At 76.1% G+C, this 13,154-nt stretch carries 13 protein-coding genes; 6 read left to right on the forward strand and 7 right to left on the reverse strand.

Features of this window, described 5'->3' with window-relative positions:
- Positions 1-16: 16 nt before the first annotated feature.
- Both IEZ07_RS22965 and IEZ07_RS22970 read right to left on the reverse strand, forming a co-directional pair.
- On the reverse strand, positions 17-871 hold the full coding sequence (locus IEZ07_RS22965) for an SGNH/GDSL hydrolase family protein (protein WP_191896613.1): 855 nt from the start codon (positions 869-871) through the stop codon (positions 17-19).
- Complete coding sequence (locus IEZ07_RS22970) at positions 858-1,466, reverse strand: PadR family transcriptional regulator (RefSeq protein ID WP_239320511.1); 609 nt, start codon at positions 1,464-1,466, stop codon at positions 858-860. The genes IEZ07_RS22965 and IEZ07_RS22970 overlap by 14 nt, the downstream gene beginning before the upstream one ends.
- Positions 1,467-1,741: 275 nt before the next feature.
- Here IEZ07_RS22970 and IEZ07_RS22975 point away from each other — a divergent pair, with 275 nt between their 5' ends.
- Complete coding sequence (locus tag IEZ07_RS22975; RefSeq protein WP_191896614.1) at positions 1,742-2,440, forward strand: hypothetical protein; 699 nt, start codon at positions 1,742-1,744, stop codon at positions 2,438-2,440.
- A 94-nt stretch (positions 2,441-2,534) separates the two neighbouring features.
- Here IEZ07_RS22975 and IEZ07_RS22980 read toward each other — a convergent pair whose 3' ends face one another.
- Positions 2,535-3,317 (reverse strand): alpha/beta fold hydrolase, encoded by a 783-nt coding sequence (locus IEZ07_RS22980; RefSeq protein ID WP_191896615.1) that lies wholly within the window; start codon positions 3,315-3,317, stop codon positions 2,535-2,537.
- Positions 3,318-3,376: 59 nt separating this feature from the next.
- On the opposite strand from IEZ07_RS22980, the gene IEZ07_RS22985 reads away from it, so the two are divergent.
- Complete coding sequence (locus tag IEZ07_RS22985; protein ID WP_191896616.1) at positions 3,377-3,727, forward strand: MerR family transcriptional regulator; 351 nt, start codon at positions 3,377-3,379, stop codon at positions 3,725-3,727.
- Between the two features lie 145 nt (positions 3,728-3,872).
- Here the strand turns inward: IEZ07_RS22985 and IEZ07_RS22990 are convergent, their stop codons facing one another.
- Positions 3,873-5,009: a hypothetical protein gene (locus tag IEZ07_RS22990; RefSeq protein ID WP_191896617.1), complete on the reverse strand. Its 1,137-nt coding sequence runs from the start codon at positions 5,007-5,009 to the stop codon at positions 3,873-3,875.
- Between the two features lie 561 nt (positions 5,010-5,570).
- On the opposite strand from IEZ07_RS22990, the gene IEZ07_RS22995 reads away from it, so the two are divergent.
- The 3 genes from IEZ07_RS22995 (at position 5,571) to IEZ07_RS23005 (ending at position 9,459) form a co-directional block, all read left to right on the forward strand.
- A complete protein-coding gene (locus IEZ07_RS22995) occupies positions 5,571-6,797 on the forward strand; it encodes a glycosyltransferase (RefSeq protein ID WP_191896618.1) in 1,227 nt (408 codons plus the stop codon).
- A gap of 156 nt (positions 6,798-6,953) precedes the next feature.
- Positions 6,954-7,991, forward strand: coding sequence for a linear amide C-N hydrolase (locus IEZ07_RS23000; protein ID WP_191896619.1), 1,038 nt, complete (start codon positions 6,954-6,956; stop codon positions 7,989-7,991).
- 100 nt (positions 7,992-8,091) lie between these two features.
- Entirely contained in the window at positions 8,092-9,459 is a 1,368-nt protein-coding gene (locus tag IEZ07_RS23005) for a CoA transferase (RefSeq protein WP_191896620.1), read from the forward strand.
- Between the two features lie 10 nt (positions 9,460-9,469).
- On the opposite strand, the gene pip is transcribed toward IEZ07_RS23005, so the two are convergent.
- Complete coding sequence (gene pip / locus IEZ07_RS23010) at positions 9,470-10,438, reverse strand: prolyl aminopeptidase (protein ID WP_191896621.1); 969 nt, start codon at positions 10,436-10,438, stop codon at positions 9,470-9,472.
- 225 nt (positions 10,439-10,663) lie between these two features.
- Here pip and IEZ07_RS23015 point away from each other — a divergent pair, with 225 nt between their 5' ends.
- Complete coding sequence (locus IEZ07_RS23015; RefSeq protein ID WP_191896622.1) at positions 10,664-11,143, forward strand: hypothetical protein; 480 nt, start codon at positions 10,664-10,666, stop codon at positions 11,141-11,143.
- A 119-nt stretch (positions 11,144-11,262) separates the two neighbouring features.
- Here the strand turns inward: IEZ07_RS23015 and IEZ07_RS23020 are convergent, their stop codons facing one another.
- Positions 11,263-11,682: a PepSY domain-containing protein gene (locus IEZ07_RS23020; protein ID WP_191896623.1), complete on the reverse strand. Its 420-nt coding sequence runs from the start codon at positions 11,680-11,682 to the stop codon at positions 11,263-11,265.
- A gap of 186 nt (positions 11,683-11,868) precedes the next feature.
- Positions 11,869-13,146, reverse strand: coding sequence for a HAMP domain-containing sensor histidine kinase (locus IEZ07_RS23025; protein WP_191896624.1), 1,278 nt, complete (start codon positions 13,144-13,146; stop codon positions 11,869-11,871).
- Positions 13,147-13,154 lie beyond the last annotated feature (8 nt).

Below are 13,154 nucleotides of genomic sequence, written 5' to 3' on the forward strand. Positions count from 1 at the left end.
CGCCCCCGGGCACCGGTCAGGCGGTGTCCGCGGGCGCGCCGAGCCCGTCCATGGGCCCGCCCGGCCGGTTTCCCGCGGGGAGGATCGCGACGGGAAGCAGGTGCGGGCGCTTGGCCGTACGGCCGTCGCCGGAGGACCGGCCCCGCAGGCGCCTGCCGAGCCAGGGGCCGAGGAAGGCGGCGGCCCAGCGCAGTTCGACGGCTGCGGCCCGCCAGCCGGAGGGGACGGCCGCCGGGGAGGGCAGTGGGTTGGTCCAGTCGTCGCCGCTGCCGGGCAGTCCGAGCGCGTGGGCGACGGCCGCCGCGATCCGCTCGTGTCCGAGCGGGCTGGCGTGCAACCGGTCCCGGCTCCACAGCCGCGGATCGGTGACGACCGCGTGGTGGGAGGTCTCGGCGACGACGACCCCGTGGCGCAGCGCCGCGGCGCGGATGCGCTGGTTGAGCGCGGCGGCGCGCGGGGCGGCCGGACGGGCCAGCGGGGTGATCCGCGCGATGTCGGGGAAGGTGAGGGTCGCCACGAGGGCGCCCTGGGCGGTGAGCGCGGCGAACATCGCCTCCAGGTGGCCGGCCACCTCGTCGGCGTCGAACCGGGGCCGGAGCAGGTCGTTGACCCCGGCGACGACGGTGGCCAGGTCGGGGCGGAGCGCGAGGGCGGGGCCGAGCTGCTCGGCGTGGACCTGGGAGGCCAGGCGTCCGCGCACGGCGAGGTTGGCGTACCGGAGACCGGGGCTGGTCTCTGCGAGCCGGTCGGCCAGCCGGTCGGCCAGCCGGTCGGCCCAGCCGCGCAGGCCGCCGGTCTCGTCGCCGTCGCCGAGCCCCTCCGTCTGGCTGTCGCCCAGGGCGACGTAGCGCAGATACTCACTCCCGGGCATGGGCCGCCCGCCTCTCTTCCAGGATCGCCGCGCTCCGGCGGCACCAGTCGCGGTTGCCCTGCTCGAAGGCGAGACCGCGCAGACACGTCAGGTAGGGGCCGATCCGCTCGCCGTGCCGGAGGAACTCCTCCTCGCCCCGGTCGCCGCGCAGCTTGCGCAGCAGGCCGCCGAGCAGCCGGATCTTGGCGTCGGCGAAGGCGGCCCGCTCGGTGAGCCGCGCGATCACCTCGCCGGCGTCGACGTGGTCGGCGGCCTGGACCTTGACGAGCAGGTCGTCGCGGATGAAGGAGGGTTTGCCGTCGGCCGCCGCGAACCGCTCCAGCTCGGCCAGACCGGCGTCGGTGACGGTGAACACCCGCTTGTTGGGCCGGGTGTCCTGCACGATCTCGCGGCCGCTGACGAGGCCGTCCCGCTCCAGCCTGGCGAGTTCGGCGTAGAGCTGCTGGGGAAGGGCGTGCCAGAAGTTGGCCACTCCCAGGTCGAACGCCTTGGCCAGCTGGTAGCCGCTGAGTTCCCCGTCCAGCAGGGCCGCCAGCACGGCGTGCCGCAGGGCCATCGGCACCGCCTCTCGTTTCGGCCGGACAGACCAGTGCATCGTAGTCAATTATAAGACTAATCACATTATTGACTGTTCGCGGACCTCTTCGGCGGCGACCTCGAACCGGCACCCCATGTAACCATCTGATTACAAGAAGTCCTCTTGGTGGGCAACGTTCCGGCGACGCGGCAAAAGTGAAGACCTCCCAGTCCCCATCGGGTCTCGAGGTGCTCATGTCAGTTTCTCCAGGTGAGGAAACCGCCGCTGCCGCCCCGGCCGCCCTGCGGCCGCGGACGGGAACAGGACGAGGGGTCCACCGGCGTCCGGCCCGGGTGAGCGCCGGCACCGCGGCCGTCACCGCGCTGGCCGGAGCCGCCGTCGTCTACACGGGCGTGCTCGCCCCCACCGGCGCCGAACCGCCGCCGCCCGCGGTCTCCGCTCCCGCCGCCGCCCCCACGCCGGTCCCCGCGACCGCGGCGGCGCCGTCCGCCCCGGCGGCCGCCGCCTCGACGCCCCCGGCCCCCCAACCGGCGCCCCCCGAACCGGCGCCCCGCGAACACCGCCCCATGGTCCTGGCGAGCGCCCCGGCTCCCGCCCCCCAGGCCTTCCGCGTGCCCGGAGCCGTACCCCCGCCGAAGAGCGCCGGCAGGTCCCGGCCCTCACCGCGCCCGTCACGGGCGGCCACGGCACCCTCGCGCCCGGCCAGGCCGTCCACCGACACGCCGCGCCCTGCTCCCCGATCGGTGCCGGGTCCCGACACCGAGCACGACCGCGAGCACGACCGGGGGCGGGAGTCCGGCCAGGGGCGGGAGTCCGGCCGGGAACGCACACCGGAACGCGAACGCGACGCGCCCGCGCGCCCGGCGACCCCGCCGTCGTCTCCCCCGCCGCCCCCTCCGGCCGCACGGCCGGCGGCTCCGGCTCCGGCTCCGGCTCCGGACGATCCGAGGCCCGAGCCGATGCCCGAGCGGACCTGCCGGCTCGGCGTCCAGGCGGATGCGGCACTGCTCAGGATCGGCGTGTGCCTGTGACGGAGCGGACGCGTGGTTCCGCCTCCGCCCCGCTCCGCCGCACCCCATGGCCCGTCCCGCCGGGAACCCCTCCCGGCGGGACGGGCCCGCCTCCTCAGAGGCCGTGCTCGACCAGGAACTTCTCGATCAGCTCCTGCCACTCCGCGGGCCGCTCGGCCATCACCACGTGCCCGGCGTCCACCTCGGCGTAGCGCGCCCCGGGGATGCGGTCCGCCAGGTAGCGGGAGTTGGCCGGGTCGACCAGGACGTCACGGGTCGTGGCGATGACCAGTGTCGGCACCGTGATCCCGGCCAGGTCCTCCCGGGTGTCGGCGGACCGGCCCAGCGCCGCCTGCTCCACCACCCCGAGCGGCGGCCCTGCGGGGCCCGGGTCCAGCAGCTCGGCGAACTGCTCGGCGGGCAGCCCGTTGAGGAACTCGACGCTGAAGCCGTTCACCGTGCGCATCCGGGCGAAGCCCTCGGCGTCGCCGCGGGTCAGCAGGTGCTCCCAGAGACCCAAGGAGAGATCGATCTGGTGGTCGGCCCTGGCGAAGCCCGCCGTCAGCACGAGCCCCCGCACCCGTCCCGGGTGACGGGCCGCGGCCCGCACCGCGACGGTGGTCCCCAGGGAGAAACCGATCAGGGTGAAGGACTCCACCCCGGCGTCGACCGCGGAGGACACCACCGCGTCGGTCAGCTCGTCCAAGGTGAGGCCCGCGGCCGCCCGGGGAGTGGCTCCCGAGCCCGGGTAGTCGGGCCCGACGACGGTGTGGCCCTCGGCCAGGACAGGTATCAACGCCCCGTAGTTGTCCGCGACGCTGCCGCTCGCGCCGTGGGCGAGCAGGATGCCGGGGCCGGAGCCGACAACGGTGGTGGAGAGTTCGGGAATCCGCTTCATGTCCACGAGGTTGGGGCTTCACATCGGTGTGAAGGTCAAGTCCCTGTGGAGGGAAAGTGATGCTGATCGGTGAACTGTCCCGGCGGACCGGTGTGAGCACCCGTCTGCTGCGCTACTACGAGGAGCAGGGCCTCCTCCACCCCGAACGGGACGGCAACGGCTACCGCCGCTACCGCCTCGAGTCCGTCGAGCGGGTCGCCCGCATCCGCGAGCTGCTCGACGCGGGCCTCCCCACCGAGACGATCCGCGACTTCCTGCCCTGCGCGGAGAACGGGCCGGAGCCTTCCGGCTGCGCCCGCTACACCGACATGCTCGACTCCCACCGCTTCCGCCTCGCCCGGGACATCGCCGAGCTCCAGCGCCGCCACGCGGCCTTGACCGCCTACGCCGACACCCTGCGCCCGGGGTGAGGGACCCGGCAGTCCGGTCCCCGTACACCGGCGGAGCGATCGCCCGCCGGTCGGGCGCCGCCGCGCGGAACACGGGACCGGCCGGCCCGGCATCGCCCATCAGACTGCGCTGGCTGACCCGGCGCCACCGGTCAGACGGCGCCGGTCAGACGGCGCCGAGCGGGCGCAGCCACCGGACGGGGACCCGGACCGTCACCGCCAGCGGCATCGCCACCGCCCGGCCGGCGTCGTCGCACAGCTCGCCGCGCACCCGGTAGGAGACACCCGGCTGCAGGCCGAACGCGCCGACCTGCTCCGGCGTGAGTTCGAGGTCGACGCCGTCGGACTCCACCACGCGCACCCCCTCGGCCAGGTGCGGGCCGCAGGCGGTGACCGTCATCGTGAAGGCGCCGCCGCGCAGCGGGCCGTACTCCCGGTGGAGCGCGGCGCCCAGGTCGCCGTGCGGGTCGTCGGCGGGTGACAGCTCGTCGGGCACGCGCACCAGGTATGCGGACCCGGCCACGATGCCCCCGGCGAGCCCGCCCGCACCGCCGTCCTCCTCCCCCGCGTCGTCCTTCCCGGTGAGGACCGGCCCCGCCGCGGCGGGCGGCCGGAGGGCGGCGTCCGCCGCGGTGCGGCCGGGCGGCCAGACGTGCCGGGCCCGTACGGCGGGCTCACCGGCGGCCGGGGCCCAGGCGGTGGCCTCCAGCCGGTCCAGCCGCCTGCGCACGGCGGCCAGCTCCCGGCCGTGGCGCGCGCTCCCCCATGATTCGAAGGCCCGGCGGCCGTCCCCGCGGAGCCGGAGGGAGCTCCGGCGCAGCATGGGCAGCGTGAGCACCACCCAGTAGGCCGCGGTGACGCCGGTCGCCGCCCAGCGGGTCTGCGGCGCGCTGCCGGCGGCCACCATGGTCAGGCCCGCGATCCCGTACAGCGTCCAGCCCACCCGGGCGCCCCACGACCGCCACAGCACCGCCGGCAGCCACATCGCGCAACCGGCCACCGCCCAGGCCCACTCGATCTGCTCCACGGTGACGGCCAGCCCGCCCGCGTGCTCGGTCAGGTAGGAATGGACGGGCCGGGTGAAGACCTGCGTCCAGGCGGCGTCGCGCAGGAGCCGCGGGCCGTCCGCGAGCAGCGGCGGGAGCACCGCCACCAGCCAGACCAAGACCGGCACCGCCAGGAGGACGGCCGCTCCCGCGGCGGTGGCACTCCGGCCGCGGTGCGCGCCGTCGCCGGAACGGCCGCGCGCCCCGCGCCGCAGCCGTTCGCAACGGTCGAGGACATGGCCGAGCGGGCGCAGCACGGCGGCCTCCTTTCCGGGATCGCGGTCCTCCGTCTCCACCCGGACGGCGCTCCCGGATCGCTTCTCGTGCGCTCCGGGACGGCCTCCGGCCGTGCGGACGGTGGTGCCGCCGGTACGGCCGCGCGCGACGACGCGGGGCCTATCGCGACACCAGACCATTGAAGTCGTTTTAGTTAATATACGTCCCCTTTGAGAACTATCTACCCATTTGATAGCCGCCGCCGAGGCGGCCAGGCGGAGAGCGGCGGGGATCTCCTCATCGCCCGGGCGGCCGCCCGGGCCTGACACCGGGCACCGCGGGACCCCAGGAGCACGGAGCGGAAAGGACGGCGGGGCGGAAGCCTTGGATCTTCCTCGCCACTTTCAAGCTATAGCGGAGAGGGGGGCTTGCGGCAAGGCCCCGGTGCCGGTCCAGAATTCGAGGCCGTGGGCCGGACCGGTGCGCGCCGTACGGAGGCGGACGCGCGTGCGGGCTCCGCGTCGGACCGTGCGGCGGCCGGCCGCGACCGGGGCCCTCACGTCGGCCGTGACCGGGGCCTTTACTCGGAAGGGGAGTTCTCCATGCGTGTTCTGCTGTCGGCGATAGGGTCGCGCGGCGACGTCCAGCCGGTGGTGGCGCTGGCGGTGCGGTTGAGGGCCCTCGGCCAGGAGGCCCGCGTGTGCGCGCCGCCCGACTTCGGCGGGTGGGTCGAGGGCCTGGGCATCCCGTTCACGCCGCTGGGCCCCGAACTGCGCCCGACCGGGAAGGCCGACCCGGCGGCGCCCCCGCCCTCGCCCGAGCAGCGGCGCCGGATGGTGGAGGGCACGATCGCCGTCCAGTTCGAGACGCTGCCGGCGGCCGCCGAGGACTGCGACGTCATCGTGGCGGGCGGTTACCTGCTGCCGGCCGCCCGTTCGGTGGCCGAGCGGATGGGGATCGGCTACGTCTTCGCCGGTTACTGCCCGATCGCCCTGCCCTCCCCGCATCATGCGCCGCCCCCGCTGCCGATGCAGGGGGACGCGGCGGCGGACGGCGCGGCCGACAACCGCACACTCTGGGAGCGGGACGCCCGGCGCTGGAACGACCTCTTCGGCGCGGCGCTCAACGCGGTACGGGCGTCGGCCGGCCTGGCGCCGGTCGGCGACGTGCGGAGCCACATGCTCACCGACCGGCCCTGGCTGGCCGCCGACCCGGCCCTGGCGCCCTGGCCCGACCCCGGGGATCCGGGCGTCGTCCAGACCGGTGCCTGGATCCTGCCGGACGAACGCCCGCTCCCCGCGGAGCTGGAGGCGTTCCTCGATGCCGGGGAACCACCGGTCTACTTCGGTTTCGGCAGCATCCGCGCTCCGCGGGACCTCGGCCGGAACATGGTCCGGGCGGCCCGCGCGGCCGGCCGCCGCGCGGTCGTGCTCCGCGGATGGGCCGGCCTGGAGCCACCGGACGACGGGCCCGACTGCCTGTCCATCGGCGAGGTCAACCAGCAGGCGCTCTTCCGGCGGGTCGCCGCCGCCGTGCACCACGGCGGCGCGGGCACCACCACCGCCGCCGCACGGGCCGGAGTGCCGCAGGTCGTCGTCCCCCAGCAGTTCGACCAGCACTACTGGGCGCAGCGGATCGGCGACCTCGGCGCAGGGACCGCGCACGCGCCCGGCGCGCCGACCGCCGACTCGCTGGCCGAGGCCCTCGGCCGCGTCCTCCGGCCGGAAGTGGCCGCCCGCGCCCGATCCGTCGCCGCCGCGGTGCGCACCGACGGCGCGGAGACCGCCGCACGGCTGCTGGCGGACGCCGGCGCCCGAAGCCCGTCCTGAAACCGCTGCCGGGGCTCCGCTCGAAGCCCGTCCCGAAACCGCCGCCGGGACCTCGCCCGAAGCCCCGGGCACGGGTCCAGGCGCCCCGGGAGAATCCTCCCGGGCGGTCTCCGCACGGGTCTGGCGGAGGCCGCCGCGACGGGGCACCATGGCGGGATGGCCGAATCTTCACGAGTCGCGGCGGCGCTCCTGCTCACCACCGCGCTGCTCGCCGGCTGCGCGAGCGGAACGGCCGCGCAGCCGGCGGAGAGACGCTCCACGCAGGACCCGCACGCGTCCGCGAGCGGCCGGGCGGCCCCGTCCGCCGACCACGCCGCCACGCTGGCGAGCCTGCGCAAGGTCGACGACCACCCCCTGTGGACCATGCGCTACCGGGGCGGCTACGACCGCTTCGCGGAGATCGCGCCCGCACTGACGCCGACCGGCTTCGGCTGCTCACTGTTCTCCGCGCACGGAGATCCCGCCGCCCCGGTGTTCGGCCGCAACTTCGACTACGACCACCAGCCCGCGCTGCTGCTGTTCACCACGCCGCCGGACGGCCACGCGTCGGTGTCGATGGTGGACGTCTCCTACCTCGGCCTGAAGTCCGAGGCCGACTTCACCACCGCCGCCGGCCGCAGCGCGCTGCTGCAGGCCCCGCTGCTGCCGTTCGACGGCATGAACTCCAAGGGCCTGGTCGTGGGCATGGCCACCGTCCCCTCGTGGCGGCCGGGCTCCGACCCCGCACGGCGCACGGTGGGCAGCGTCCGCATCATGCGGCTGGTGCTGGACGGGGCCGCGACGGTGGACGAGGCCCTCGCGGTGTTCGGGCGCCACAACATCGACCCCTCCGACAGCCCGCCGCTGCACTACATGGTCGCCGACGCCGCGGGCCGGTCGGCGGTCGTCGAGTTCGTCGACGGCGAGATGGTGGTGCACAGAGGGCGGGGACCGTGGCAGGCGATGGTGAACTTCGCCGTCACGGGGTCCACCGAGCAGAGCCGGCAGGCCGACCACCGCTACCGCACGGCCACCGCGGCGCTGGAGGCCGCCGGAGGCGGGCTGTCGGCGGACCGCGCCATGGACCTGCTCGCCCGCCTCAGGCAGGGCCACACCCAGTGGTCGATCGTCTACGGCGGGAAGAGCGGCGAGGTACGGCTGGCCACCGGCCGCAGGTACGGCACCGTGCACGAGTTCCGGCTGCCGATGGGCTGAGGACGGCACCGCCCGCCGCGGGCCGATCCGCAGGGTGACGTGGAAGACCCGGCCCAGGCGCCGCCCGCGCGACCGCGGGCCGATCGGGCAGACTGGCCCGATGGCATACGGCGAAGACGCGGCGACCGTTCACGCGTGGGCCGCTCTCGGAGGCCGGGACGGGCTGGCCGAGGCGGTCTCCTACGAGGGGGCGGGTGGAGTGCTGCCGGCCCGCCTCCCGGTCCGCGAACTGGCGCGGGCGAGCGTGGGCGTGTGCTCGCTGGCCGCCGCGGAGCTGCTGGCGCGGCGCAACGCCGTACCGGTCCCCGCGGTGCGGGTGCGGGAGGCGGCGGTGGCCACGGCCTTCACCAGCGAGCGGCACCTGCGGATCGACGGGCGGGCTCCGACGCCCTTCGCCCCGCTCTCCGGCTTCTGGCGCGCGTCCGACGGCTGGGTGCGCACCCACGCCAACTACCCGCACCACCGCTCCCGGCTGCTGGACGCCGTGGGCGTCGGCGACACCGGGGACGACCGGGCGCTGGCCGAGGTCTTCGCCGCGCGGATCGCAACGCGGCCGGCCCGGTGGATCCAGGAGGCCGTCTACGCGGCCGGCGGCCTGGCCGTGGCCGTGGCCGTGGCCGATCCCTCCCCGGCCGCGCTCCCGCTCGTCGAGACCCGGCTCGCCGCCGGGAGCGGGCCCCGGGTTCTCCCGCCCGCGTCGCTGCCGGCCTGCGGGACACGGGTGCTGGACCTGACCAGGGTCATCGCCGGTCCCGTCGCGACGCGTACGCTCGCCCTGCTGGGAGCCGACGTGCTGCGCCTCGACCCGCCCGGCATCCCCGAGGACGCCGACTCCCACGCCGACACCGGCATGGGCAAGCGCTCGGCGCTGCTGGACCTGTCCGCCCCCGAGGGGCGGCGCGTCCTGGAAGACCTCCTCGGCTCGGCCGACGTCGTGGTCACCGGCTACCGGCCCGGCAGCCTCGACCGGTACGGCCTGGCCCCCGACGCGCTGCTCGCGCGCCGCCCCGGCCTGGTCGTCGCCCAGCTCTGCGCCTGGGGGTGGTCGGGGCCCTGGGCCGGACGGCGCGGCTTCGACAGCCTCGTCCAGGCGGCGAGCGGCATCGCCGTCGTCGAGTCCGCAGCCGACGGCCGTCCCGGCGTGCTGCCCGCGCAGGCCCTGGACCACGCGACCGGCTACCTGCTCGCGGCCGCGGTCCTGCGGGCGCTGAGCGACCGGCAGCTCACCGGCGGCGGGCGGCTGCTGCGGCTCTCCCTGGCGGGCACCGCCTCCTGGCTCCTGCACGGCATCCGCCCCGCGCCCGCCGGGGGCGGGGCCTACGACCCGCGGCCCTGCCTGGCCGAGACCGCCTCGCCGTACGGAGCACTCCGCCACGCCCTCCCCCCGGTCGCCTACGACGGCGCGCCCGGAACGTGGAGCCGCCCTCCGACCCGGTGGGGAGGCGACCGTCCCGTCTGGGCTGACTGACCGGTCGGTCCTACCGGTCCGCGAAGCCGTCCAGAGCGGCCAGGACCTCCTTGCGCATCGTGCCGCTGCCGGTGTGGCCGGAGTCCTCCACGACGACGAGCCGCGCGTCGGGCCAGGCCCGGGCCAGCTGCCAGGCGGTGTCCAGCGGCGAGCCCAGGTCGAAGCGGCCGTGGATGAGCACGCCGGGGATGCCCGCCAGCCGGTGCGCCTCGCGCAGCAGCACCCCCTCCTCCAGCCAGGCTGCGTTGGAGAAGTAGTGGCTGCAGATGCGGACCATGGCCAGCAGGTCGGCGGGCGGCTGGTCGCTGTAGGCGTTCGGCTTGCCGTTGACCTCCAGGGAGATGACCGTGTCCTCCCACGCCGTCCAGTCGTGGGCGGCCTTGGTCCGCACCGCGGGGTCGGGGTCGGAGGCCAGGCGCGCGTAGGCGGCCAGCAGGCCGGGCAGGTCGTCCGGATCGCCGCCGCGGACGGCCTCGGGGACCCCGTCGCGGAAGCGCTCCCACTGCTGGGGGAAGAACCGCCCGACACCGCGGTAGAGCCAGTCGATCTCGGAGCGGCGGGTCATGGTGACGCCGCAGACGACCATCTCCGACACCCGCTCGGGATGGGCTTCGGCGTAGGCGAGCATCAGCGTGGAACCCCACGACCCGCCGTACAGCAGCCACCGGTCGACGCCCAGGTGCTCGCGCAGCCGCTCCATGTCGGCGATCAGGTGACCGGTGGTGTTGGTCGTCAGGTCGGTGGCCGGGTCGGCGGCGTGCGGCAGGCTCCGGCCGCAGTTGCGCTGGTCGAACTGGATGACGCGGTAGCGCTCGGGGTCGAAGCCGCGGCGCTGGTTCGGCGTGCAGCCCGAACCGGGTCCGCCGTGGACGACGAGTGCGGGTTTGCCCGCGGGGTTCCCGCAGACCTCCCAGTGGACGAGGTGGCCGTCGCCGGTGTCGAGGTGGCCGTGGTCGTGGGGCTCGATCGGTGGGTACACCGCCCCAAGATACAACAGCACTGTTACATCTATGAACCTCGGCCGATCACCGGGTCCGGCGGCACCGGGGCGCACCCGGACCGTCGCCCGTCGCCTGCGGCGGCGGTGCGGTCACTCACCCGGGCACGCCCGGCCGGGTGGCCGGCCGGGTCGGCGTCGACGGCCTCGCCCCGCATTGTCGGTGACGGTCAGTAACATCGGCCTCCTGACGACGAGGAGGCCGCCATGACCCATCTTCTGAGCGTTCCCGTGCTGGTCACCACGGACCTGCCGCCGCAGACGGACCTGGCCGCCTTCGGACGCGTGCTGGCCGGCGCGGTCGCCGCCCTGCCCTCACCCGACGGCGCGCCCTACCCCGGTCACCTGCACGGCCGGGTGTTCTGGCTGGACCGGCCGGCGCCCCCGGCCGAGTCCGGGGCACTAGGCCCGGTCCCCGCCGACCTGCGTTTCGCCGCGCTGCTCGGGTTCCTGTCGGCCGCCCCCGGGACCTCGCGCCCGTCCGCCAGGGAGGTTCTCGCCGACGCCCGAGCGGCGATCATCGCGGCCGTCGCCGCCGCCTACGGCGACCTGGGCAGCGCGCCCGCGGTGCTGGCCATCCGCGCCCAGGACGTGCGCGAGCGCACCCCGGAGACGGCCCTCACCGTGGCGACCCCCGACGCCGACTCGTCCCTGATCCGGGCCGCCCGCACACAGCTGGCGGGCTGAGCCGCCCGCCCCGCGGGCGGCGGGGCGGACGACAGCGAGCCGAATGACGGCGGAGCGGACGGCGAAGCGGGCGGCGGGGCCGGGAGCGGACCGGCGGGTGCGCACCGGGCGCGACCGGGTCAGTCGTCGTCCGGCTCGCCGCTCTCCTGCTCGGCACCCTCCTGGCCGTCGTCCTCGGTGTCGGCCGCCACGGGAACGATCTTTCCGCTGGCGGCGTCGACGGCTATCGTCCGCTCGGCGCCCTTGCCGTCGGCGACCTCGACCTCCCAGGTCGCGGCGGCGCCCTCGGTCTCCAGCTCCGAGGAGACGATCCAGCCCCCGCTCACCTGGGACAGCGCGGTCTTCTGGGCCTGCTCCGCCAGGACGGCGGGCTTGACCGCGGGGGCCGCGTCGTCGTCGCCCTGCGGAGCGGGAGAGGCCGTGGCGGCCGGCGCCGGGGAGGCCGGAGCGGCCTCGTGCTGCTCGGCGAAGGCGACGCCGCCGCCGACCGCGAGGACGGCGAGGGCGAGTCCGGAAAAGACGATCACTGGCTTGCGCATGGGGGTTTCTCCGTATCCGTGAGAAGAGTCCGCCAGGGGCGGTCCGGGTGAGGAGCCGCCGGGAGCGGTCCGGGTGAGGAGCCGGTCAGGCCGCGGTCACCCGGCGGGTCCCGCCGCGGCCGTGGCCACTCTCCGAGAGTGCCTCTGCGGGCGATAGCGGGATGCTGCGGAGTTCCTAAGGAATCGTTAAGCCGTCCCCGGCCCGAGTTCGAGGGTGACCTCCGCTCCCCCCGAAGGCGAGGAGCCGGCCCGCAGCCGCCCGCCCGAGTCCTCCGCCGTCCGGCGCGCGATGTCCAGCCCCAGGCCGGTGGAGGAGCCCCCGCTCACCCCGCGGCCAAGCGGGGCCGGATGGGGGAAACCCGGCCCCCGGTCGGCGATCACCAGCCGGGCCCCGCCCTCCGGCCGGGCCGTCAGCGTGACGGTGAACGGCGTGCCGTCGGGGGTGTGGGCGAACACGTTCTCCAGCAGCAGATCGACGCAGGCCGCCAGCTCCGGGCCGCTGACCCCCACGGCGATCGGTCCGTCGGCGAGGTCGAGGCCGAGCGGCCGCTCCTGGTCCTCCGCCAGCGCCGACCAGAAGGCGACCCGCTCGGCGACCACCCGGGCCGCATCGCAGCCGCGCACCCCGTCCCGGTCGAACCGGCGGGCCTCCCGGATGACCTGGTCGACCATGCGCTCGACGCCCGCCACCGCCTGCCCCACCCGGGCCGCCTCCTCCGCGTCCCGCATCGTGTCGACCTCCAGCCGCAGCGCCGCGACCGGCGTGCGCAGCCGGTGGGACAGGTCGGCCACCGCCTCGCGCTCGTGGGCGAGCAGCTCCCGGATGCGGGCGGCCAGGTGGTTGAGGGCCGCGCCGACCTCACGGACCTCCGGCGGGCCCGCCGGGTCCACCCGCGCGGCCAGGTCACCGCGGGCCAGCCGCCGGGAGACCTCCGCGACCTGCCCGACCGGCCCGGTCAGCGAGCGCGCGAGCCGGTCGGCGACGGCGATGCCGACGGCCAGCAGCGCCAGCCCGATCAGGCCGAGCACCAGCCACGCCCACCCGACGCCCTGCCGCAGCCGGTCGGCGCCGACGAACGCGCGCACCACCGTGGGACCGCTCGCCCCGCCCTGCACCGCCACCAGGATCTCCCTGCCCTGCGGGGTGTCCACGGTGATGCTGCGCCCGCGCGCGGCCAGCTCCACCCCGGGCCCGCGGGGCGCGGCTGCGCCCAGGAACCCGTGTCCGGGCAGGAAGACCGTGATCGGCACGCCGCCGGAGCCCTGCGCCTGCCGTACGGTGGCCTCCAGCGTGTCGCGGTCGCCGAGGGCCGCCGCGGTGGCCACCGACTGCGCCCAGGTGGTCGCGGCGGCCGTGGCCCGCTCGGCCGCCAGCGTCCGCACCAGCACGGCCAGCGGGACCAGGAAGGCGATCAGGACCAGCGAGGTGGTCGCCACCGCGAGCAGGGCCAGGCGTCGTCTCATCGCGGGGC

The sequence above is a fragment of the Planomonospora parontospora genome (assembly GCA_014647935.1).
Classification (GTDB): Bacteria; Actinomycetota; Actinomycetes; order Streptosporangiales; family Streptosporangiaceae; genus Planomonospora; species Planomonospora parontospora.